At 53.6% G+C, this 22,663-nt stretch carries 17 protein-coding genes; 5 read left to right on the top strand and 12 right to left on the bottom strand.

What is annotated here, in order from left to right; translation table 11 throughout:
* Positions 1 to 9: 9 nt before the first annotated feature.
* The 4 genes from FN082_RS27200 to rlmD form a co-directional block, all read right to left on the bottom strand.
* On the bottom strand, positions 10 to 693 hold the full coding sequence (locus tag FN082_RS27200) for a fimbria/pilus periplasmic chaperone (protein WP_142465105.1): 684 nt from the start codon (positions 691 to 693) through the stop codon (positions 10 to 12).
* 54 nt (positions 694 to 747) lie between these two features.
* Complete coding sequence (gene yehD / locus FN082_RS27195) at positions 748 to 1,287, bottom strand: fimbrial protein YehD (protein ID WP_142463352.1); 540 nt, start codon at positions 1,285 to 1,287, stop codon at positions 748 to 750.
* 387 nt (positions 1,288 to 1,674) lie between these two features.
* Complete coding sequence (gene relA / locus FN082_RS27190) at positions 1,675 to 3,915, bottom strand: GTP diphosphokinase (protein ID WP_139539604.1); 2,241 nt, start codon at positions 3,913 to 3,915, stop codon at positions 1,675 to 1,677.
* A gap of 129 nt (positions 3,916 to 4,044) precedes the next feature.
* Positions 4,045 to 5,385: a 23S rRNA (uracil(1939)-C(5))-methyltransferase RlmD gene (gene rlmD / locus FN082_RS27185; protein WP_139539642.1), complete on the bottom strand. Its 1,341-nt coding sequence runs from the start codon at positions 5,383 to 5,385 to the stop codon at positions 4,045 to 4,047.
* 124 nt (positions 5,386 to 5,509) lie between these two features.
* Here rlmD and barA point away from each other — a divergent pair, with 124 nt between their 5' ends.
* Positions 5,510 to 8,263 carry a two-component sensor histidine kinase BarA gene (gene barA / locus FN082_RS27180; RefSeq protein WP_142982707.1) on the top strand — a complete coding sequence of 918 codons (2,754 nt, stop codon included), beginning with the start codon at positions 5,510 to 5,512 and terminating at the stop codon, positions 8,261 to 8,263.
* A gap of 34 nt (positions 8,264 to 8,297) precedes the next feature.
* On the opposite strand, the gene FN082_RS27175 is transcribed toward barA, so the two are convergent.
* From FN082_RS27175 to syd, 8 genes are all read right to left on the bottom strand, one after another.
* Positions 8,298 to 9,437 carry a glycerate kinase gene (locus FN082_RS27175; RefSeq protein WP_142982706.1) on the bottom strand — a complete coding sequence of 380 codons (1,140 nt, stop codon included), beginning with the start codon at positions 9,435 to 9,437 and terminating at the stop codon, positions 8,298 to 8,300.
* Between the two features lie 71 nt (positions 9,438 to 9,508).
* Positions 9,509 to 10,849 (bottom strand): glucarate dehydratase, encoded by a 1,341-nt coding sequence (gudD, locus tag FN082_RS27170; RefSeq protein WP_142982705.1) that lies wholly within the window; start codon positions 10,847 to 10,849, stop codon positions 9,509 to 9,511.
* Between the two features lie 20 nt (positions 10,850 to 10,869).
* Positions 10,870 to 12,210, bottom strand: coding sequence for an enolase C-terminal domain-like protein (locus tag FN082_RS27165; RefSeq protein ID WP_139539608.1), 1,341 nt, complete (start codon positions 12,208 to 12,210; stop codon positions 10,870 to 10,872).
* On the bottom strand, positions 12,207 to 13,565 hold the full coding sequence (gene gudP / locus FN082_RS27160; RefSeq protein WP_139539609.1) for a galactarate/glucarate/glycerate transporter GudP: 1,359 nt from the start codon (positions 13,563 to 13,565) through the stop codon (positions 12,207 to 12,209). Before gudP ends, FN082_RS27165 begins: the two co-directional genes overlap by 4 nt.
* A gap of 508 nt (positions 13,566 to 14,073) precedes the next feature.
* A complete protein-coding gene (locus FN082_RS27155; RefSeq protein ID WP_139539610.1) occupies positions 14,074 to 14,517 on the bottom strand; it encodes a flavodoxin in 444 nt (147 codons plus the stop codon).
* A gap of 5 nt (positions 14,518 to 14,522) precedes the next feature.
* Positions 14,523 to 15,317, bottom strand: coding sequence for a tRNA pseudouridine(65) synthase TruC (truC, locus tag FN082_RS27150; protein ID WP_142982704.1), 795 nt, complete (start codon positions 15,315 to 15,317; stop codon positions 14,523 to 14,525).
* Entirely contained in the window at positions 15,317 to 15,646 is a 330-nt protein-coding gene (locus FN082_RS27145; RefSeq protein ID WP_142463346.1) for a YqcC family protein, read from the bottom strand. Before FN082_RS27145 ends, truC begins: the two co-directional genes overlap by 1 nt.
* 632 nt (positions 15,647 to 16,278) lie before the next feature.
* Complete coding sequence (syd, locus tag FN082_RS27135) at positions 16,279 to 16,824, bottom strand: SecY-interacting protein (protein ID WP_139539613.1); 546 nt, start codon at positions 16,822 to 16,824, stop codon at positions 16,279 to 16,281.
* 69 nt (positions 16,825 to 16,893) lie between these two features.
* Between syd and queF the strand changes: the two genes are divergently transcribed.
* From queF to FN082_RS27115, 4 genes are all read left to right on the top strand, one after another.
* Positions 16,894 to 17,739 carry an NADPH-dependent 7-cyano-7-deazaguanine reductase QueF gene (gene queF, locus FN082_RS27130; RefSeq protein WP_142465114.1) on the top strand — a complete coding sequence of 282 codons (846 nt, stop codon included), beginning with the start codon at positions 16,894 to 16,896 and terminating at the stop codon, positions 17,737 to 17,739.
* A 111-nt stretch (positions 17,740 to 17,850) separates the two neighbouring features.
* Positions 17,851 to 19,218, top strand: a complete 1,368-nt coding sequence (gene ppnN, locus FN082_RS27125) for a nucleotide 5'-monophosphate nucleosidase PpnN (RefSeq protein WP_139539615.1) — start codon at positions 17,851 to 17,853, stop codon at positions 19,216 to 19,218.
* A gap of 648 nt (positions 19,219 to 19,866) precedes the next feature.
* Complete coding sequence (locus FN082_RS27120; RefSeq protein ID WP_139539616.1) at positions 19,867 to 21,165, top strand: HAAAP family serine/threonine permease; 1,299 nt, start codon at positions 19,867 to 19,869, stop codon at positions 21,163 to 21,165.
* Positions 21,166 to 21,217: 52 nt separating this feature from the next.
* The gene (locus FN082_RS27115) at positions 21,218 to 22,585 is read left to right on the top strand and encodes an L-serine ammonia-lyase (protein ID WP_142982703.1); all 1,368 of its coding nucleotides are present in this window, start codon (positions 21,218 to 21,220) and stop codon (positions 22,583 to 22,585) included.
* Positions 22,586 to 22,663 lie beyond the last annotated feature (78 nt).

Here is a 22,663-nt window from a genome sequence, read left to right as displayed (position 1 = left end):
TTCCTTGAGCTATTTTATTACATCAATTTTCTCACTCAAATAATTTCCATGATCGTCAATCAGCGTTACGGTATAGCGGCTGGCATAATTTTTCACGGCAACTAATTGTTCAGCACGCGGAGCCAGCAATAACGTTTTATTATTTACTTTTCCGCTATTTTCAATGGCAGGAATAACTATCCAGTTGGCTGTCTCGTTTTTGACATTTATACCACCAGTAGTCACTTTCAGCTTTATGCGGGAAAAGGCTTTTTTATCTACTCCGCTAATCCCCTGTGGGCGATAAATGAATTTAATTCGATTTTGCATCGCAAATTTAATGCGATTATTATCCTTGTTGCCGTCCGCTGAGTTTGGCGGTATATCAAGCACGTTAAGATAGAACAGGCTTTCCCGATCGGTCGGCAGATGGTTGGGCAGTCCTTTGATTTTCAGCTGTTGTCCAGCGCCGCCAGCCACCCGGACAACCGGAGGCGTTAGCATAAAGGGCACTTTAATCTTTTCAGGCGGGATACTGATATCGCCATCATCAATCCATGCCTGCACCAATGAACTACGAGAATCGTCATTTAAAAGCTGAACCGTAATATCCTTTTTTTGTGCGGGATAAATAACCCGAGTGCCATAAATAATAATGCCACCCCAGGCAGGCATTACCATACTTGCCAGTAATAATACTATTAGACGTTTCATGGCGAAATCCCGTTGGGGGAAATAGCCGACGGACAGCGCCGTCGGCTATTTATTTTAATCGGTGTTAACCTGCATAACAACAGTAGAGTGGACGTCACCGGCCTGAATATTACCCGGCGCCGTGGTAATCGCATATTGCGCGGAGAAGTTAAGGTCATATTCTCCAGAAGCATTAGGCACTAATGCAAAACCCTCTCGTGGAATCACCGGAGTTCCATTCAGCGTCAGCTTATAGCCCACTCCGCTTGCCGCCCCCGTCGCGGTGGTAATCGTTGGATAATTGCTATCAAATCCGGTGGTCACGAAAGAAATGGTCGGCGTTTTATTTGCTTCACATTTCAGCTTTAACGGAGCATCGGCGTCATTTGAATATCCAGTATAGGTTTGCCCTGCTGAAGCTAATCCGGCTAATTGTGCCTTACCTACCGGAGCCATAGTAATGGTTGCACTGGAGTTACCATCAGTAAATTTACAAGTCGTTGGTAAAACAACGCCGTTAATTTGTAATGTACCCTCTTCGGTATCAGCGGCCAGAGCATATTGCGCAGAAAACAGGGATGACAGGACAATAGCCGCAATCATTGACTTTTTCATAAGACATTCCTTTTTATAAATATTTCTGGATGTGTACTGGTGTTAGTCATTTCATACAAATGAAAATACATCAGCAAAAACGTTGTCACAATGTAATAAAATAGTTTTATTGATTTAACTCAATTTAAAACAATTAACATAATATCAGCAGATCTTTTATTTATAATTCATTCATCGCAAAGATCAATTGAGCGGTAATTTTCACCACATCAATTTAATTAATGTATATTTATTTATAAATGATCGAAATTTTATATAAAAAAGAGAACGATGAAATGTTAAAACAGGACTTTTTGTTACAGTACGAAAATAACTGCGGTTGAACATGTAAAAAACCGTCGCGCTGGAACCCAGCGCGGCGGTTTCTCTGGTGACAGAAAGGAGAATTTACCCGCCGTGCAGACGGCGGGCGTCGATCACATCGGGTACCTGATTCAGTTTACCGAGCACACGGCCCAACACCTGCAGGTTGTAGATTTCAATGGTCATATCGATAGTTGCCATCTGCTGTTTAGTATCACTGCGGCTGGCAACCCCCAGTACATTAACCTTCTCATTAGCCAGAATGGTGGTGATATCGCGCAACAAGCCGCTACGATCGTTCGCCTGAACGCGCACCACCAGCGAGTAACCCGCCGAGTAGCTCTCTCCCCATACCGCGTCAACAATGCGCTCAGGCGCATGCGATTGCAGCTCTGCAAGCTGATCGCAGTCCGCACGATGCACCGAGATCCCGCGCCCCTGGGTAATAAAGCCGACAATCTCATCGCCGGGAATTGGCTGGCAGCAGCGCGCAATGTGATGCATCAGATTACCAACACCTTCCACCACCACCCGGCCATTATCTTTGCTGCGATTATTCTGCGGCGTATAGGTTTTCTGCTGCAGCTGTTTCAGCGCCGCCGCATCCTGCTCCGCCGCGCTGGGCTTATTAAACTGCGCCTGCAGGAAGTTAACCATCTGATTGAGGCGAATATCGCCACCGCCAATCGCCGCCAGTAGTTCATCCTGCTCGTTAAAGTTGTAGCGCGGCAGCAGATGCTTTTCCGCATCCTTCAGGCTAATTCCCAGATGTTCCAGCTCGTCGTCAAGGATCTGCCGCCCGGCAAGAATATTCTTGTCACGATCCTGTTTGCGGAACCAGGCATGAATTTTGGAACGCCCGCGGCTGGTGGTGACGTACCCCAGGTTGGGGTTCAGCCAGTCGCGGCTTGGGTTTGGCTGCTTCTGGGTGATAATTTCAATCTGGTCGCCCATCTGCAATTGATAGGTAAACGGCACAATACGCCCGCTGATTTTCGCCCCAATGCAGCGGTGACCGACATCGCTGTGAATATGGTAGGCGAAATCAAGCGGCGTCGAGCCTGCGGGTAAATCGACAACATCGCCCTTCGGCGTAAAAACATACACCCGATCGTCAAAGACCTGACTACGCACCTCATCCAGCATCTCGCCGGAATCGGCCATCTCTTCCTGCCAGGCAATCAGTTTACGCAGCCATGCGATACGATCCTCATATCCGCGTGCGCCGCTGGCACCCGCGCTGGCTCCCTCTTTGTACTTCCAGTGAGCAGCTACGCCCAGTTCCGCATCTTCGTGCATCTGGCGGGTACGGATTTGTATTTCAATCGTTTTGCCGCTCGGGCCAAGCACGACGGTATGAATCGACTGGTAGCCATTTGGCTTCGGATTCGCAACATAATCATCAAACTCATCCGGCAGATGGCGGTAGTGAGTGTGCACTATCCCCAGCGCCGCATAGCAGTCCTGCAGACGTTCGGCGACAATGCGCACCGCGCGCACATCAAACAGCTCGTCAAAGGCGAGATGCTTTTTCTGCATTTTGCGCCAGATGCTGTAAATATGTTTTGGTCGCCCGTAGACCTCGGCCTTAACGCCTTCGGCCTTCATTTCCGCCCGCAGGTGGCCAACGAACTCTTCAATATAGTGTTCGCGGTCGATACGGCGCTCGTGCAACAGCCTGGCGATGCGTTTGTATTCCGCCGGGTGCAGATAGCGGAAGCAGTAATCTTCCAGTTCCCACTTAAGCTGGCCAATCCCCAGGCGATTAGCCAGAGGCGCGTAGATATTGGTACATTCTTTCGCCGCCAGCACGCGCTCATCTTCCGGCGCATCTTTCACTTCACGCAGATGGGCAATACGTTCAGCAAGCTTAATGACCACGCAGCGGAAATCATCGACCATCGCCAGCAGCATGCGGCGAATGTTGTCTACCTGCTCGGAGGAAACGGAGTCGGTATGAGTGGCTTTAAGCTGGCGGATAGCGGCCATATCCCGCACGCCATGAATGAGAGCCACCACGGACTTACCCATGCTTTCCTGAATGACATCTTCACTCACCACGTTACCGTCTGCCAGCGGGAAAAGCATTGCAGCACGCAGCGTGTCGATATCCATGCTCAACATGGAGAGGATTTCGACCATCTCCACGCCGCGCCACAGCAGCAGATCGGCCTGCGGGTGTCCCTGCGTTTTCTCTCGACAATAATCCCAGGTTTCGGCTAAGCGTTCACACGACTGCTGGCTGGAAATTCCCAGACTCGCGATCCATTTCTTCGGGTCAAATTCACCAGCTTTATTTAAATGTGCACTTCTTACCGCAACCATTGTCCTCTCCTTAAGGGACCAGCCTGCCGAAGTCGGCAAGCCTTAACTTTACACTTCATTCTTCAAACCGCACCAGTGTTGGCTTCCTTCGCTCACCTCAGTCACTTACTTGAGTATGCGCCTGAGGATTCACTCTGTTGCCGCCTCGATGCGATCCGAATGATTTTGTGTATGCTTGTGCTCAAACAACACCATTGATTCCAGATGGCCGGTATGCGGGAACATATCCAGCATCGCCAGGCGTTGAATGGTATATCCCGCCTGCAATAAAACATCGCTATCGCGTGCCAGCGTCGCCGGGTTACAAGAAACATACACCACCCGACGCGGCGCTAACTTTATAATATGTAACATTACGCCCGGCGCACCGGCTCGCGCCGGGTCGAGCAATACTTTATCAAAGCCGTGCTTCGCCCATGCCTGCCGGGTGACGTCTTCCTCCAGATTCTCATGAAAGAACGTTACATTGTGCAATCCGTTGAGCGCTGCGTTCTCGCGCCCCTTTTCCACCAGAGCAGGAACCCCTTCTACGCCGACGACCTGTGCCGCACGCTTTGCCAGCGGTAGGGTAAAATTACCCATTCCACAGAACAGATCCAGCACCCGGTCCTCGGGTTGAATATCCAGCCACTCCAGCGCCGTGCGCACCATAAGTTGGTTTACGCCATCGTTCACTTGGATAAAATCGCGCGGGCTGAACACTAAGCGTAGACCGTCCGATGTATACCAGGGCGCTTCCCCGCGAATATGTTCCAGTATCTCGCTTTGCGGAGCGAGGTACAGGGAAAGACCGTGAGATTGCGAAAAACGTTCCAGTTTTTCTTTATCTGCCGCAGGCAACGCTGCGGTGTGGCGCAAAACCATCAGCGGACCGTTATCCGCCTGCACCAGCTCGACGTGCCCAAGCTGACGAACCGACTTCAACCCGGAAAGACATTCCCGCACCGCAGGCAGCAACGCACCAAGAGCGGGCACCAAAACGGGGCATTGCACCACATCGACAATTTCGTTTGAATTAGCCTTCCGGAAGCCTACCTGTAATTGTTGGGTCTTTGGCTGATAATTCAAGCTCAGACGCGCCCGGCGACGGTAGCCCCACGGCGAAGCGGCTATAATGTCATCAACATCGCGCTTCATTAGCCTGGCGAGCGCGGCGCGTTTGCTCCGCTGCTGTAGTTCAATGCTGGCATGCTGCTGTTGGCATCCGCCGCAAACGCCAAAATGCGGGCAGCGCGGAGTCTGCCGCTGTGGGCTATCGCTAAGACGCCGTTTGACCTGTGCGCGGGCGTACTGTTTTTTATCTTCGACCAGGACAACTTCAGCCTGCTCTTGTGGTAATAACCCGCCGACAAATAGCGCCTTACCCTGGTGACGCGCAACGCCCTGGCCGAAGGGGTCAAGGTCATTTACTGTAACGGTTATGATCTGGCGCGTCGTCACACGCCGTTTTGCAGAGTAGAATTGCGCCATCGTAGAGATTTGTCTCAATTAAATATACTGACTCTATACACGAGTTCTTTCAGGGTGAGCCAGCGTAACCAATGCCTCAGCAGCCTGTAAGGATGATGTATATATTCTCCCATAATGGAACCGCATGACCAACTACAGCCTTCGTGCTCGCATGATGATTCTTATTCTGGCGCCAACCGTTCTGATTGGTTTGCTGCTCAGTATTTTCTTTGTTGCACACCGCTATAACGACTTACAGCGCCAGCTGGAAGATGCAGGGGCCAGTATTATCGAACCGCTGGCGGTCTCCAGTGAATATGGCATGAATTTGCAAAACCGCGAGTCAATCGGGCAGCTTATCAGCGTACTACATCGTCGCCATTCCGATATTGTACGAGCCATTTCCATCTACGACTCGCACAACAAGCTGTTTGTTACTTCTAACTTTCAGCTCGATCCCGGTGAACTTCAGTTACCGAAAGGCACCCCCTTCCCCCGCCGTTTAAGCGTTATTCGTCATGGCGATTTGATGATTTTGCGTACCCCGATAGTCTCGGAAAGCTATTCACCGGATGAATCACCGGGGAGTGATGCCAAGATGCCGGACAATATGCTCGGCTACGTGGCGCTTGAGCTGGACCTCAAATCGGTACGATTACAGCAATATAAGGAGATATTCATCTCCAGCGTGATGATGCTGTTCTGTATCGGCATTGCGCTCATCTTTGGCTGGCGACTGATGCGCGACGTCACTGGCCCGATTCGCAATATGGTCAATACCGTTGACCGCATTCGCCGCGGCCAGCTTGATAGCCGGGTTGAAGGCTTTATGCTCGGCGAGCTGGATATGCTAAAAAACGGCATCAACTCGATGGCGATGTCGCTGGCTGCCTACCATGAGGAGATGCAGCATAACGTCGACCAGGCCACTTCCGATCTGCGTGAAACGCTTGAACAGATGGAGATCCAGAACGTTGAGCTGGACCTGGCGAAAAAACGAGCCCAGGAAGCGGCGCGCATAAAATCTGAATTCCTCGCCAATAGGTCACACGAGCTGCGCACCCCGCTCAACGGCGTCATCGGCTTTACGCGCCTGACGCTGAAAACCGACCTGAATACCACCCAGCGCGATCACCTCACCACGATTGAGCGCTCAGCCAACAATCTGCTGGCCATCATTAACGATGTGCTGGACTTCTCTAAGCTTGAAGCCGGTAAGCTCATTCTGGAGAGCATTCCGTTCCTGCTGCGTAATTCGCTGGACGAGGTGGTCACGCTGCTGGCGCACTCGGCGCACGATAAGGGGCTGGAGCTGACGCTGAACATCAAAAATGATGTGCCGGATAACGTGATTGGCGACCCGTTGCGCCTACAGCAAATTATTACCAACCTGATGGGCAATGCCATCAAGTTTACCGAACATGGCAATATTGACGTACTGGTGGAGCAGCGCGCAATCAGTAACTCAAGGGTACAAATCGAAGTCCAAATCCACGATACCGGCATCGGTATTCCCGAGCGCGATCAATCGCGGCTGTTCCAGGCTTTCCGTCAGGCCGATGCCAGTATTTCCCGTCGTCACGGCGGGACCGGGCTGGGGCTGGTTATCACCCAGCGTCTGGTGAAGGAGATGGGCGGCGATATTTCCTTCCATAGCCAGCCTAATCGCGGCTCAACGTTCTGGTTCCATATCAGCCTCGATCTCAATCCCAACGCGGTGCCCGATAGCGTATCGACCCACTGTCTGGCAGGCAAAAGGCTGGCTTATATTGAGGCGAATGCGGCAGCGGCGCAGTGTACGATGGAGCTGCTGGCAACAACGCCGTTGGAGGTGGTCTACAGTCCGACGATGTCTGCCCTGCCGGATGCCCATTACGATATTCTGCTGGCGGGTATTCCCGTATCAATACGCGACCTTAGCCAACATCGCGATAAGCTGGCAAGAGCCCGTACGCTTGCCGATCACCTGATGCTGGCGCTACCGTGCCACGCCCAGGTCAGCGCCGAAGCGCTGAAACACGACGGTATTGCGGCCTGTTTACTTAAGCCGCTGACGTCAACGCGCTTGCTTCCGGCGCTGACCGCTTCATGCCAGACGTCTCCCACAATTTTGCCAGCGCATTCTGACAGTAAGAAGCTGCCAATGACGGTAATGGCGGTAGATGATAACCCGGCGAATCTGAAGCTCATCGGCGCGCTGCTGGAAGATCTGGTTCAGAACGTCATCCTGTGCGATAGCGGCCAGCATGCCGTTGACCAGGCGAGAGAAACGCAGCAGGATCTGATCCTGATGGATATTCAGATGCCGAATATGGACGGTATTCGCGCCTGCGAGCTGATTCACCAGCTTCCTCATCAACAGCAAACGCCGGTCATCGCCGTCACGGCACACGCGCTGGAAGGGCAGCGGGAGAAATTGCTGAGCGCGGGCATGAACGATTATCTGGCGAAGCCTATTGAGGAAGATAAACTCCACAGCCTGCTGCTTCGCTACCAGCCGGGAAAGCATATCGCACCACAAGTGGTTGCTGAACCTATTGAAATCCCCATCGACCATAACGTCACACTGGACTGGCAGCTGGCGCTACGCCAGGCGGCAATGAAGCCAGATCTGGCGCGGGAAATGCTGCAAATGCTGATCGCCTTTATGCCGGAAGTCCGTAATAAGGTTGAAGAGCAGCTGGTCGGCGAACAGCCGGAAGGGTTACTGGATTTGATTCATAAGCTGCACGGCAGCTGTAGCTACAGCGGCGTCCCAAGGCTTAAGAAACTATGTCAGACCATCGAGAGTCAGCTTCGCGCGGGCACCGTCGCTGAGGAGCTGGAGCCAGAGTTTCTGGAGCTGCTGGACGAGATGGATAACGTCGCGCGGGAAGCGTGCAAACTGCTGGGGATGTAAACCTATGGCCCCGGTCAGCCCGACCGGGGAAAATTTATAGCACCTGCCCCACTTTCAGCACTGCGGCGACGTTTCTCGCCGTCATGCGCACGTTTTCGGCTGCATTTGCGAGCGCCTCATCAAGCGTGCAGATGGAATAAATCACGCTGAATACCGCGTCCAGACCGTGCTGATGCACGACCCCAACGTCCGCCGTCAGGCTCCCGGCAATGCCAATCACCGGAAGGTTATAACGTTTAGCCACCCTCGCCACGCCAACCGGCACTTTACCGTGAATAGTCTGGCTATCAATACGCCCTTCGCCGGTAATCACCAGGTCCGCATCCGCTACAATATCGGCAAGATGCAACGCGTCGGTGACAATCTCGATGCCCGGACGCAACTTCGCGCCGCAAAAGGCGTACAAGCCGGCCCCCATACCGCCCGCCGCGCCGCCGCCTTCGAGAGTCAGCACATCGAGATCTAAATCGCGATGAATAATTTCTGCAAAATGAGCCAGCGCCTGATCCAGGCGGGCGATCATCTCCGCTGTTGCCCCTTTCTGCGGACCAAATACCGCCGTAGCTCCATGCGGACCCGTCAGCGGATTGGTGACATCGCAGGCCACATCAATACGACAACCGACCAGGCGTTTATCAAGTTTGCTAACATCAATGCGCGCCAGGCTATCTAACGCGCCGCCGCCGGGCGCAATTTGCTGATTGTCTTTAGTCAGCAGCTTTGCACCAAGCGCCTGCACCATTCCAGCACCGCCATCGTTAGTGGCGCTGCCGCCGATACCGATAATAATCTGCGTTACGCCCGCATCCAGCGCGTGACGTATTAATTCGCCGGTTCCCCACGAAGTGGTCAGCAGGGGGTTCCGTTGCGCCGTGGGTACGCTCTCCAGGCCGCTTGCCGCCGCCATTTCAATAAACGCGCACTGCTCATCGCCCGACAGGCCGTAAAAAGCCTCTACCGGTTCACCGAGCGGACCGGTGACGGTGACCTCAATCCGGCATCCCTGAGTCGCCGCAACCATGGCTTCAACGGTGCCTTCACCACCGTCGGCGACCGGCAGTTTGACATATTCTGCATCGGGATAAACCTCCCGAAAACCTTGCTCTATCGCGGTTGCAACATCCAGCGCACTCAGGCTCTCCTTGTATGAATCCGGTGCGATCACTATCTTCATATGCTGTCCTTAAAATGAGCGTTTACCCGATACCGTGCAAGAAACCGGCCCCCGCAGGGACCGGTGTTTTCTTAGCGCACCATGCAAGGACGCTTATTATCAAACGTCCAGTTCGGGATCAAATACTGCATCCCCATGGCGTCATCGCGCGCGCCCAGACCGTGTTTCTGATACAGCTCGTGAGCTTTCATCACCTGATCCATATCGAGCTCTACGCCCAGCCCTGGTTTCGCCGGTACCTGCACCATCCCGCCTTTAATTTCAAACGGCTCTTTGGTCAGACGCTGGTTGCCTTCCTGCCAGATCCAGTGGGTATCGATGGCGGTGATCTTGCCCGGTGCCGCAGCCGCGACGTGAGTGAACATCGCCAGCGAAATATCAAAGTGGTTGTTAGAGTGCGAGCCCCAGGTCAGGCCGAACTCATGGCACATCTGCGCCACGCGTACCGAGCCCTGCATGGTCCAGAAATGCGGATCCGCTAGCGGGATATCCACGGACTGCAGCGACAAGGTATGCCCCATCTGACGCCAGTCGGTAGCAATCATGTTGGTGGCGGTCGGCAGACCGGTGGCGCGGCGGAATTCCGCCATCACTTCACGCCCGGAGAAGCCCTGCTCCGCACCACACGGATCTTCCGCATAAGCCAGAGAGCCTTTCAGGTACTTACCTATTTTGATCGCTTCATTCAGCGACCACGCACCGTTCGGATCCAGCGTCACACGCGCCTGTGGGAAGCGTTTCGCCAGCGCAACAATGGATTCCGCTTCTTCTTCTCCGGCCAATACGCCGCCTTTCAGTTTAAAGTCATTAAAGCCATATTTCTCATACGCCGCTTCCGCCAGGCGCACCACCGCATCCGGCGTCATCGCTTCATCGTGGCGCAGACGATACCAGTCGCACTTCTCATCCGGCTGGCTCTGATACGGCAGCGGCGTTGCTTTGCGGTTACCGACAAAGAACAGGTAACCCAGCATTTCGACTTCGCTACGCTGCTGACCATCGCCCAGCAGGGAAGCCACGTTAACGCCCAGATGCTGTCCTAACAGATCCAACATGGCCGCTTCAATCCCGGTAACCACGTGAATTGTGGTACGCAGATCGAAGGTCTGCAAACCGCGTCCACCGGCATCACGATCGGCGAACGTATTACGCACGGCGTTGAGTACATTTTTGTACTCGCCCAGGGCCTTGCCAACCACTAGCGGAATCGCGTCTTCCAGCGTTTTACGGATTTTTTCGCCGCCGGGAATTTCACCGACTCCGGTATGACCGGAATTATCTTTAATCACCACAATATTACGCGTAAAAAACGGAGCGTGCGCACCGCTCAGGTTCATCAGCATGCTGTCGTGGCCTGCCACCGGGATAACCTGCATGGAAGTCACGACGGGAGTAGTAAATTGTACGCTCATAATTAAGTCCTTATTCAGAATTAGTGGCGGCCGAAAACGGGGCGTTTACGGTCAAAAGTCCATCCAGGGATCAGATACTGCATCGGGCCTGCGTCATTACGCGCACCGCCTGGCAGCTTTTTATAGGCCTCATGTGCCTTCTGTACCTGATCCCAGTCCAGTTCGACGCCTAAACCAGGCGCGTCCGGGACCGCAATTTGTCCGTTTTTAATCTCCAGAGGATTTTGGGTCAGGCGGCAATCGCCCTCTTGCCAGATCCAGTGGGTGTCGATAGCCGTCGGGTTGCCCGGCGCTGCCGCACCGACGTGGGTAAACATGGCCAGCGAAATATCAAAGTGGTTATTAGAGTGGCAGCCCCAGGTCAGTCCCCAGTCATCGCACAACTGTGCCACGCGCACCGCGCCGGAAAGGGTCCAGAAGTGCGGATCGGCCAGCGGAATATCCACGGAATTGAGCATCACCGCATGGCCCATCTCGCGCCAGTTAGTGGCAATCATATTGGTTGCCACGGGAAGGCCGGTCGCGCGGCGGAACTCTGCCATCACTTCGCGGCCTGAAAACCCCTGCTCAGCACCGCAAGGATCTTCGGCGTAGGTCAGCACATCGTTCAACCCTTTACACAGCGCGATGGCTTCATCCAGCAGCCAGGCACCGTTGGGGTCAACCGTAATACGCGCATCCGGGAAGCGTTTTTTCAGCGCTCGGGCGGTTTCAATCTCCTGCTCGCCGGGCAGCACGCCGCCCTTGAGTTTAAAATCTTTAAAACCGTAACGATCCTGTGAGGCTTCCGCCAGACGCACCACCGCGTCGCTGTTCAGCGCTTCCTGGTGACGCAGGTGATACCACTCATGGTTGCCCGGCGTGCTTTCCAGATAAGGCAGATCGGTCTTCGTGCGATCGCCCACATAGAACAGATAGCCCAGCACGGTTACCGCATCACGCTGCTTGCCTGGACCTAACAGTTCGCAAACCGGCACGTTGAGCGCCTTGCCCAGCAGGTCGAGCAGCGCGGCTTCCAGCGCCGCCACCGCGTTAACCCGCAGCTCAAATGTCCAAGCGCCTTTGCCAAAAGTATCAAAGTCTGCGGCCTGGTTGCCTTTATGCACCTGTTGCACCACCTTATTCAGGCGGGCGACTTCCTGGCCTAATACCATCGGGATAGCATCGACCAGCGTCTGATAAATCACTTCACCGCCCGGCGCTTCGCCGACGCCGGTATTCCCGGCGTTGTCGGTAAGCACGACGATATTGCGGGTAAAGTACGCGTTATGAGCACCACCAATGTTGAGCAACATGCTGTCATGACCGGCCACCGGGATGACCTTCATATCCGTGATAACGGGACTCGATTGTGTTGTCATGATGATTGTCCTGCGACGGGTTTCAGTTCGATACGTTTAATATCGCCCACCAACACCAGATAGCTCAGTACCGCAACCAGCGCATGGACGCCCACGTAAATCAGCGCGCCGTTGAACGAGCCGGTGGTACCAACGATGTAGCCAATCGCAATCGGCGTCACGATACCGGAGATGTTGCCAAACATATTGAACAGACCGCCGCTCAGGCCGCTGATCTCTTTCGGCGCAGTATCCGCCATTACCGCCCAGCCCAGCGCACCGATACCTTTACCAAAGAAGGCCAGCGCCATAAAGCCAATGATCATCCACTCCACGTTCACGTAGTTACAGAACACCATCACCATCGACAGCAGCATACCCATGACGATTGGCGTTTTACGCGCGATATTCAGCGAGCCGGTACGACGCATCAGCCAGTCGGAAATGATGCCGCCCAGCACGCCGCCCGCAAAGCCGCAGATGGCCGGAACCGAGGCAACAAAACCGGCTTTCAAAATGGACATACCGCGCGCCTGTACCAGATAAACCGGGAACCAGGTGATAAAGAAGTACGTTAAGGCGTTAATGCAGTACTGGCCGATGTACACGCCGATCATCATGCGTGAACCCAGTAGCTGCTTGATCTGACCCCATTTGACGCTAAACGGCACTTTGGCTTTGGCTGCCGCCTGATCCATATTGATCAACGCACCGCCTGCGGCGATATAATCCAGCTCTTTTTGGTTGACGCCAGGATGCTGGTTAGGTTCATGAATCACCTTCAACCAAACGAAGCTGATAATAATCCCGAGACCGCCCATAAAGAAAAACACGTGTGACCAACCCACCTCATGGGTCAACCACCCCATAATTGGCGCGAAGATAACGGTTGCAAAGTACTGCGCAGAGTTAAAGATAGCGACCGCCGTGCCCCTTTCCTGCGCCGGGAACCACGCCGCGACGATGCGACTGTTGCCAGGGAAGGAAGGAGCTTCAGCCAGGCCCACGAGGAAGCGCAGGGTAAACAGCGCAATGATAATGCCGAAGCCGCTAAAGATATCGACGAAGCCCTGCAGCAGGGTAAACATGGACCAAATAAAGATGGACCAGAAGTAGACGCGCTTTGAACCAAAGCGGTCAAGCAACCAGCCGCCGGGGATCTGGCCGATAACATAGGCCCATGAAAACGCGGAGAAAACATAACCCATGCCAACAGCATCAAGGCCAATATCTTTGGCCATCTCCGAACCGGCAATGGATAAAGTGGCGCGATCGCCGTAGTTGAAGGATGTGACGATAAACAGCATCACCACTATCCAGTAGCGAGCATTAGTGCGCTTTTCAGCGCCGCTCGCTGCCTGACTTAATGAACTCATTGTTGCACTCCTGAATCATAGCGTTAGCTACGTTCATTCTGAACAGCACAACCTGTAGGGTACTCAGAATGACGTGTTAGTGTTTTTTCATTGTTTTCGTTATATCTGGCACTGCATTTGTAACTGGCATGAAAAGTATAAAAAGAGGGAGAAACTGGCTCACCGTGCAAATACACAGCTTTCTCGGCAACCACAAATCTGATTTATGGCTTCTGCCTAATGTGATGGGGGATGGTTCACGGAAATGAAAAGCAAAGGCGGTTCCGAGGGGAAAATGACGACGCAAAAGACAGGAGTGTGAATCAACTCTCTTGATCCCGTGAAATAGCCTGGTAAAGCCACTGGTATGGTACGGCTTTTAAGGCAAATGCCCGAAGCCCGAATGACGGAGAATTGTTACGATCTTTTTGACCGTTTATCCGGCCACTGGCATTGAAAATAAGTAAAAAGGGACGCCCTCTAAGTAGGGAGAGGGCGAAACTTTTAGAACCTACGATGGGATCAGATCTTAATCCAGCAGCGCCGCCCACCGCTCAACCCAAGGGTTAGAAACGCTTTCAGGTTCCGGATCTTCGCTGGCGTCAATCATCAGCATGTCGCCAACACGAGCCCCGCCCTGCTCTTGTAGTAACGTATCAAACTTCAAACCACCGCCGCAAAAGTTGGCATAGGTGCTATCGCCAAGCGCGATAATTCCATAGCGTAAATGCGGCTGATACATGTCTTTGATGCCTTCGTACAATTGCACAATATTATCCGGTAAATCACCCTGTCCGGTGGTCGATGTCACAACCAGCGCGTATTTCCCGGTGTACGACTCCCAGTCTTTGACTTCTGGATCTTCAAAGACTTTCGCCTGATGCCCCAGACCGCTCAAAATAGCCTGCGCCTCTTCGGCCACCAGGAGCGAATTTCCATACATCGTGCCGACAAAAATCCCGACTTCTGCCATAGTGATTATCTCCCTGGATTATCCTCAATACCTTCATCCTGACCGCAGTCGTCGGCAAACTCAACCCTTTCATTTAACGGGAGAAGGCCGCGCCAGCCAAACTGCGACAGCGCCCGCATCCAGACGTCGTCCAGACCGGCGCGAATCACCAGCGGTTCACCGGTGAAGGGATGCGTTAATGATAGCTGGCTGGCATGCAGCATCAGCCGATCGCAGCCAAAATGTTCCGCCGCGCTGCGATTCTGGCGCAAATCACCATGTTTGCTATCGCCGATAATCGGATGGCGAAGATGGGCCAAGTGACGGCGTAGCTGATGTTTGCGCCCGGTTTTCGGCTCCAGCTCCACCAGACTATAGCGGGTCGTAGGGTAACGCCCGGTCGCCACCGGCATTTCTACCGTCGCCAGGCCGCGATAATGCGTCACTGCTGGCTGCGGATCTTTGTTTTCACGGGCAAATTTATCGGCGATTTTATCCAGTTCCTCAACCAACGGATAATCAAGCACCGCTTCTTCGTTCAGCCAGCCGCGCGCTATCGCGTGATAGCGTTTCTGCATTTGATGCTGCTCGAACTGCTGCGCCAGCAACCTTCCCGCTTCGCTCGACAGCCCCATCAACAGCACGCCGGAAGTCGGCCTGTCGAGGCGATGGGCGGTGAACACGTGCTGACCAATCTGGTCGCGCACGGTCTGCATCACCACTACTTTTTCATCGCGATCCAGCCAACTGCGATGCACCAGCCAGCCTGAAGGTTTGTTCACCGCCACCAGCCACGGGTCCTGATACAGAATTTCCAGCATCAGGATCCGCCGCCAGCAAATAGCGCATCCAGCAGGGCCAGTTCCGCCAGTACCTGCTCGCGAACAGGATGAGTATTATCCAGAGCCATCTCATAATAAGGCGCTACGGCGAAGTTCTGCGGCAGCGGCATTCTGCTTTCAAGAAGCTGATGCATACGCGGAATTAATACCCACTGCAGCCATTCAAGCGGTTCCATAGTGTCGAGGCAGAACGGCTGATCGCTTTCGAACGCACGGCTATCAGGAGCACGATCCTGCCAGTGTTCCGTTTCGCGCAGCAGCGCTTCAATGGCGAGAAGACGCTCACGCACGCTATGGTCAAGAGTCATGGGAAACCTCAATGAGTTGAAAACCGGCGCAGAATAGCAAATTCGGGCGAGAAATAAAAAAAGGGAGCACTGTATAAACAGTGCTCCCGGTTCGTTTTGCAGCAGTCCAGCTACATTGGTGCTCCCTGCTCGTCCATGAAAACTTTTCCTGAGGTCTCCTGACCATGTTCATCCATAAACGTGTGCATCCTGCTTTCACACCACCCCGATGTGAAATCACTCATCCGTAAGTCTATCCTGATCTTCCTGATCCACCGGGCATCCTGACCGGCTCTCGTTCTCCCTCCTGGAGGTGTCCTTTTGCGCTATCCTGCGCTATCCTGTGCTTCATCCTGAAGCCTGTCCTTGCTACGCCATCCCGGCGGGTCCTGCAGAAGTGTCATCATCCTGATGTTCACTTCATATCGCGACTCCCTGTCGACGTGTATAGAATCCCTGATTCCGCCTCGTCTTACAACCCTTGTTGAGACAATATCTTAAGATTTATCGTCTACAGGACAAATCATAAAATCTATAATCACTTGAATAATATTGTTTTTCTTAAAATATGGGCTGTGGAGGATCGGCTTGAATGATGACGATCTCTTACAGGTGTTGTAAGAGATCTCTCACAAAGTTTTGGGTACTTTGGATTACAGAACAGGCTTAAGACTATTAAGGAAACTCGCAAGTGAGGGAGAAAGCGTCGTTCTTTTGCGGGTACCGAGCGTTTCTTTGATGACTTCACCGCTCATATTACAGACCGAAATGACGTCCAGTTCGCTCTCCAGCGTGGCGATAAACAGCGTAGGCGGCAGCTTCAAACGCTTTTGCACCAGCAGATGGCCAATTAAGTTCTCCTGCACCCGCTGAAAATCATCCGGGCTCCAGGTTTGCAGCAGCGTCATGGTTTCATCGACAAAACGCGCCTGCATATCACCCGCAAACTGAGTGGTATAATAAGCATGAAGCGGCTGTTGTACCACAATCTCCAGCGCCCGTTCAACCGCGTTAATATTTTGTTCTAAAGAAAACGGCTGCGGCTGCCAGAAAACGGCGTCATCATCCGTTGCGCTAATGCACGGCGACGGTATGCCGTAAAGCTCTTCGCTACGCGGCAGGCTGGAGTATTGCTGTTGCCATGCATCGCAATAACGTTGGGTAAATGCTTGTAGCGCTTCTACGGTTTGCTGGTCCACCGGTTTCTCTCTTCACGTTAGACAGGATACACTTGGCATATAGTGTAACCGCTTTAACCATGGTGAAACATGTCTTCTTACGATAATCATCAGGCGCTGGCTGGCCTGACGCTCGGTAAATCAACAAATTACCGCGATACTTACGACGCCAGCTTGCTTCAGGGCGTACCGCGCAGCCTGAACCGCGACCCGCTGGGTCTGCACGCCGATAACCTGCCGTTTCACGGTGCCGATATCTGGACGCTGTACGAGCTCTCCTGGCTGAATGCCAGAGGCCTGCCACAGGTCGCCGTTGGCCACGTTGAGCTTAGCGACACCACCATCAATTTAGTGGAATCAAAAAGCTTTAAGCTCTATCTCAATAGCTTTAACCAGACGCGCTTCGCCGACTGGCAGGAGGTCGAGGCGACGCTGGCGCGCGACCTCAGCGCCTGTGCAGAGGGGGAAGTAAAGGTGTCGCTATATCGCCTCGATGAGCTCGAAGGCCAACCAGTGGCGCATCTACACGGCACCTGCATCGACGATCAGGATATTGAAATCGATAACTATCAGTTCAGCGCCGAGTACCTGCAGAATGCCGCGAGCGGCAAAGTGGTCGAAGAGACGCTGGTCAGCCACCTGCTGAAGTCCAACTGCCTGATTACCCATCAGCCGGACTGGGGCTCGGTGCAAATCCAGTATCGTGGAGCGAAAATCGATCGCGAAAAGCTACTGCGCTATCTGGTGTCGTTCCGCCATCACAACGAGTTTCACGAACAGTGCGTGGAGCGCATCTTTAACGATATTCAGCGTTTCTGCCAACCGGAATCCCTTTCCGTTTATGCGCGCTACACGCGACGCGGCGGTCTGGATATCAACCCATGGCGCAGCAATACCGAATTTGTTCCGGCCATCGGCCGTCTCGCCCGTCAATAGTCAACATTTTCACAATTTGCGTGCGTTAACCCGCGCGCAAGGTTGTGAAAACGCCGTCAGCAGGGCTATTGTAATCACAGGAAGACGATAATCGTCCTGTAAGGAGTTCACTTGATTACACATGTTAGCCCGCTTGGTTCAATGGATATGCTGTCGCAGCTGGAAGTGGATATGCTTAAACGCACCGCCAGCAGTGACCTCTATCAACTTTTTCGCAACTGCTCGCTTGCTGTGCTCAACTCGGGGAGCCTGACCGATAACAGCAAGGAGCTTCTGTCTCGTTTTGAAAACTTCGATATTAACGTGCTGCGTCGCGAACGCGGCGTGAAGCTGGAACTGATCAACCCGCCGGAAGACGCTTTCGTTGACGGGCGTATTATTCGTTCCCTGCAGGCCAACCTGTTTGCCGTTCTGCGCGATATCCTGTTCGTCTACGGCCAGATCCACAACACCGTTCGCTTCCCCAATCTTGATCTGGAAAGTTCGGTGCATATCACTAACCTCGTTTTCTCTATTTTACGCAACGCCCGCGCCCTGCACGTCGGTGAAGCGCCCAATATGATTGTCTGCTGGGGCGGCCACTCAATTAACGAAAACGAATACTTGTACGCGCGCCGGGTCGGCACTCAGTTGGGTCTGCGTGAGCTGAATATCTGCACCGGCTGCGGACCTGGCGCGATGGAAGCGCCAATGAAAGGCGCCGCCGTCGGTCACGCACAGCAGCGTTACAGAGACAGCCGCTTTATCGGTATGACCGAGCCGTCAATTATCGCCGCCGAGCCGCCGAATCCGCTGGTGAACGAACTGATCATCATGCCGGATATCGAAAAGCGTCTCGAGGCGTTCGTACGTATCGCTCACGGTATCATCATCTTTCCTGGCGGCGTGGGGACGGCGGAAGAGCTACTCTATCTGTTGGGCATTTTGATGCACCCGTCGAACAAGTCGCAGGTCCTGCCGTTGATCCTTACCGGACCAAAAGAGAGCGCCGATTATTTCCGCGTGCTGGATGAGTTTATCGTGCATACGCTGGGTGAATCCGCCCGTCGCCACTACCGCATTATTGTCGACGACGCCGCAGAAGTGGCGCGGCAGATGAAAAAAGCCATGCCGCTGGTGAAAGAGAACCGTCGTGAGACAGGAGACGCCTACAGCTTCAACTGGTCGATGCGTATTGCCCCGGATCTGCAAATGCCGTTCGACCCAACCCATGAGAATATGGCCAATCTCAAACTCTATCCGGACCAGCCTGTGGAAGTGCTGGCTGCCGATCTTCGCCGCGCCTTCTCCGGCATCGTCGCGGGTAACGTGAAAGAGGTCGGTATCCAGGCGATTGAGAAATTTGGTCCGTATAAAATTCATGGCGATCCGGAGATGATGCGCCGCATGGATGACCTGCTGCAGGGCTTTGTTGCTCAGCATCGTATGAAGCTGCCTGGCGGCACTGCCTATATCCCCTGCTACGAAATCTGCTCCTGAGTTCTTTTCTCCCGGAGGCGATGCTGCGCATCTGTCCGGGCTACAGACGCTGATGCACCTGTAGCCCGGGCAGGCGCATCGCGCCGCCCCCGGGAGCAGAGCGCAGAGGGGCTGAATTTCCCGAAGGTATCCGGGCTACCCTTCCTCATAAACCGGTAAAACCTCACTCTGCACAAAGGCCCAGCGCCCTCGTCCATTAATCAGTCTGCATACTTTCCAATAAATTCGATTCTTTTATGAATCTTTTAAAACTTTTTTGCACAGCCAATCGTTTGCGTTTCCTGAAAATGCAATGAATATCACTAAGAAAAATACATTTAAGCGTAAAAACATCGAGAGAATCGCAATTTTACAGTAAAAACCTCGTTATTAAGCAAGCCCTCTATTATCTCATATCCTGAAAATGATAGCCTCCGCGCCACAAATATCTGGTTGATCACCATAAACAGACTGTTGAACTAAAAATAAGCGCATTAAAAGTGAATTATTGCATTTGAGATCATGATCACTGATGCATTCACGATATAAATGTATCTTCCCGCACCAATTGTTACGGAGAAAATTTCCTAAAAACCGTAAACAAACGAATTTCATATTATTTAGTCGTTTTTCTTCATTAGATTTTGTTGCTTCTTCCAGGAGATACAGATGGAAACCACTCAAACCAGCACCATCGTTTCGGATGCTACCCGTAGCGGGTGGCGTAAAACGGACACCATGTGGATGCTGGGCCTGTACGGCACAGCTATCGGCGCAGGCGTACTGTTCCTGCCGATCAATGCTGGCGTTGGCGGTATGATCCCGCTGATCATCATGGCCATTTTGGCCTTCCCGATGACCTTCTTCGCCCACCGCGGCATGACCCGCTTCGTGCTGTCCGGTAAGAACCCGGGTGAAGACATCACCGAAGTCGTCGAAGAGCACTTCGGCGTCGGCGCGGGTAAGGTGATTACTCTGCTTTACTTCTTCGCCATCTACCCGATTCTGCTGGTATATAGCGTGGCTATCACCAATACCGTCGAAACCTTTATGACGCACCAGTTGCACATGACGCCGCCGCCGCGCGCCATTCTCTCTCTGATTCTGATTGTCGGCATGATGACCATCGTGCGCTTCGGCGAGCAGATGATTGTGAAAGCGATGAGCGTGCTGGTGTTCCCGTTTGTGGTCGCGCTAATGATTCTGGCTCTGTACCTGATCCCACAGTGGAACAGTGCCGCCCTGGAAACCTTGTCGTTGAGCAGCGCGACTGTAACCGGAAACGGTCTGTGGATGACCCTGTGGCTGGCGATTCCGGTGATGGTGTTCTCCTTTAACCACTCGCCGATTATCTCTTCCTTCGCCGTGGCGAAACGCGAAGAGTACGGCCAGGGCGCAGAGAAAAAATGTTCCAGCATTCTGGCGCGCGCGCACATCATGATGGTGCTGACCGTCATGTTCTTCGTCTTCAGCTGCGTGCTGAGCCTCTCTCCGGCAGATCTCGCGGCAGCGAAAGATCAGAACATCTCGATTCTCTCTTACCTGGCGAACCACTTTAACGCGCCGGTTATCGCCTGGATGGCCCCGATCATTGCGATGATTGCTATCACCAAATCCTTCCTCGGCCACTATCTGGGCGCTCGTGAAGGCTTTAACGGTATGGTGATTAAATCCCTGCGCGGTAAAGGCAAGTCCATCGAAATCAATAAACTGAACAAAATCACGGCGCTGTTCATGCTGGTCACCACCTGGATTGTGGCGACGCTGAACCCAAGCATCCTCGGGATGATCGAAACCCTGGGCGGCCCGATTATCGCGATGATTCTGTTCCTGATGCCGATGTACGCCATTCAGAAAGTCCCGGCGATGCGCAAATATAGCGGCCACATCAGCAACGCTTTCGTGGTGATTATGGGCCTGATTGCTATCTCCGCAATTTTCTACTCTCTGTACACCATGTTCCTCTAATCTCCCTGCGCCGCCTGACGGCGGCGCGCCTTCCGACAGCACTGGATGCATCATGATCAGCGTATTCGATATTTTTAAAATCGGCATTGGCCCTTCCAGCTCTCATACCGTTGGACCGATGAAAGCGGGCAAACAATTCACGGACGATCTTATTGAACGCGGGCTGCTTCACGAGGTGACGAAGGTCGTCGTCGACGTCTACGGCTCTCTTTCCCTGACCGGCAAAGGCCACCATACCGACATCGCGATTATTATGGGCCTGGCGGGCAACCTGCCGGATACCGTCGACATTGACGCTATCCCCGGCTTTATCCAGGACGTCAATACCCATGGTCGCCTGATGCTGGCAAACGGCCAGCAGGAAGTCGCGTTCCCGGTCGACCAGTGCATGAATTTCCATGCCGATAACCTGTCGCTGCATGAGAACGGCATGCGCATCACCGCACTGGGCGGCGACAAGGTTCTCTACAGCCAGACTTATTACTCCATTGGCGGTGGTTTTATCGTTGACGAAGCGCATTTCGGCGTGACCCGCGAAGCGCCGGTGGCCGTACCTTATCCATATAAAAATGCCGCTGACCTGCAGCGTCACTGCCGCGAAAGCGGGTTATCGCTTTCCGGTCTGATGATGCAAAACGAGCTGGCTCTGCATAGCAAAGAAGCGCTGGAACAGCACTTTGCCGCTGTCTGGAAAGTGATGAGTAGCGGCATTGAGCGCGGCATCACCACCGAGGGCGTTCTGCCGGGCAAGCTGCGTGTTCCCCGCCGCGCCGCCGCCCTGCGCCGCATGCTGGTGAGCCAGGACAACACCAATAGCGATCCGATGGCGGTGGTGGACTGGATTAACATGTTCGCCCTGGCGGTCAACGAAGAGAACGCCGCCGGTGGTCGCGTGGTGACCGCACCGACGAATGGCGCATGCGGCATCGTACCGGCGGTGCTGGCCTACTACGACAAGTTCATCCGTAAAGTGAACACCAACTCTCTGGCCCGCTATATGCTGGTAGCCAGCGCCATTGGATCGCTCTATAAGATGAACGCCTCAATATCCGGTGCCGAAGTGGGCTGCCAGGGCGAAGTCGGCGTCGCCTGCTCAATGGCAGCAGCCGGTCTGGCTGAGCTGCTGGGCGGTAGCCCCGGTCAGGTATGCATCGCCGCGGAAATCGGCATGGAACATAACCTCGGACTCACCTGCGATCCGGTCGCCGGTCAGGTACAGGTGCCATGCATCGAGCGTAACGCTATCGCTGCGGTCAAAGCCGTCAACGCCGCGCGTATGGCACTGCGCCGCACCAGCGAACCACGGGTATGCCTCGATAAAGTCATCGAAACCATGTATGAAACGGGCAAAGATATGAACGCCAAATACCGTGAAACCTCGCGCGGTGGCCTGGCAATGAAGATCGTCGCCTGCGATTAACGCCTGCTCCCGGTGTGCTGCGGCATACCGGGGATCTTATCCTTCATTTATGTTATATAAATTAAAATTTAGTTATTT

It is taken from the genome of Klebsiella spallanzanii, from assembly GCF_902158555.1.
Lineage (GTDB): Bacteria > Pseudomonadota > Gammaproteobacteria > Enterobacterales > Enterobacteriaceae > Klebsiella > Klebsiella spallanzanii.
This window is presented reverse-complemented; position numbering and strand designations above follow the sequence as displayed.

Excerpts from the sequence above, each read along its gene's own strand:
- FN082_RS27200 (WP_142465105.1), bottom strand. The coding sequence starts at position 693 with ATGAAACGTCTAATAGTATTATTACTGGCAAGTATGGTAATGCCTGCC.
- yehD (WP_142463352.1), bottom strand. The coding sequence starts at position 1,287 with ATGAAAAAGTCAATGATTGCGGCTATTGTCCTGTCATCCCTGTTTTCT.
- relA (WP_139539604.1), bottom strand. The coding sequence starts at position 3,915 with ATGGTTGCGGTAAGAAGTGCACATTTAAATAAAGCTGGTGAATTTGAC.
- rlmD (WP_139539642.1), bottom strand. The coding sequence starts at position 5,385 with ATGGCGCAATTCTACTCTGCAAAACGGCGTGTGACGACGCGCCAGATC.
- barA (WP_142982707.1), top strand. The coding sequence starts at position 5,510 with ATGACCAACTACAGCCTTCGTGCTCGCATGATGATTCTTATTCTGGCG.
- FN082_RS27175 (WP_142982706.1), bottom strand. The coding sequence starts at position 9,437 with ATGAAGATAGTGATCGCACCGGATTCATACAAGGAGAGCCTGAGTGCG.
- gudD (WP_142982705.1), bottom strand. The coding sequence starts at position 10,849 with ATGAGCGTACAATTTACTACTCCCGTCGTGACTTCCATGCAGGTTATC.
- FN082_RS27165 (WP_139539608.1), bottom strand. The coding sequence starts at position 12,210 with ATGACAACACAATCGAGTCCCGTTATCACGGATATGAAGGTCATCCCG.
- gudP (WP_139539609.1), bottom strand. The coding sequence starts at position 13,565 with ATGAGTTCATTAAGTCAGGCAGCGAGCGGCGCTGAAAAGCGCACTAAT.
- FN082_RS27155 (WP_139539610.1), bottom strand. The coding sequence starts at position 14,517 with ATGGCAGAAGTCGGGATTTTTGTCGGCACGATGTATGGAAATTCGCTC.
- truC (WP_142982704.1), bottom strand. The coding sequence starts at position 15,317 with ATGCTGGAAATTCTGTATCAGGACCCGTGGCTGGTGGCGGTGAACAAA.
- FN082_RS27145 (WP_142463346.1), bottom strand. The coding sequence starts at position 15,646 with ATGACTCTTGACCATAGCGTGCGTGAGCGTCTTCTCGCCATTGAAGCG.
- queF (WP_142465114.1), top strand. The coding sequence starts at position 16,894 with ATGTCTTCTTACGATAATCATCAGGCGCTGGCTGGCCTGACGCTCGGT.
- FN082_RS27120 (WP_139539616.1), top strand. The coding sequence starts at position 19,867 with ATGGAAACCACTCAAACCAGCACCATCGTTTCGGATGCTACCCGTAGC.
- FN082_RS27115 (WP_142982703.1), top strand. The coding sequence starts at position 21,218 with ATGATCAGCGTATTCGATATTTTTAAAATCGGCATTGGCCCTTCCAGC.